Raw genomic sequence first — 362 nt, 5'->3', positions numbered from 1 at the left:
GGCAGGCTCGAACTGCCGACCTCTACATTATCAGTGTAGCGCTCTAACCAGCTGAGCTACGAGACTGTCTGTTAGACTAACAGATTTCAGATAATAGATTTCAGATTAAACTGACTCTCTTATCTTCATCCTTGTCTCTCTCAATCCCTTTACTAATTTCTAGTGGGTTTTGTATTTTTAATATAAATCAACCAAACAAAAAACTAAAGCTATACTTTTAAGCAAGTACTTTGTGTCTAGGACACTAATTTTTTTATCGTCTTAAGACGCTCTAAAATGAGATGTTCCAGCCGCACCTTCCGGTACGGCTACCTTGTTACGACTTAGCCCTAGTTACCTGTTTTACCCTAGGCAGCTCCTGT

1 rRNA gene is annotated in these 362 nt (G+C 39.8%); it reads right to left on the bottom strand.

Going from position 1 to position 362, the window contains the following annotated elements:
* Window positions 1–274 precede the first annotated feature (274 nt).
* Window positions 275–362, bottom strand: a 16S ribosomal RNA gene (locus BOQ64_RS22715); the annotation flags it as partial.

The sequence above is a fragment of the Chryseobacterium sp. CH25 genome (genome assembly GCF_004119455.1).
In the GTDB taxonomy this organism is placed as follows: Bacteria; Bacteroidota; Bacteroidia; order Flavobacteriales; family Weeksellaceae; genus Chryseobacterium.
This window is presented reverse-complemented; position numbering and strand designations above follow the sequence as displayed.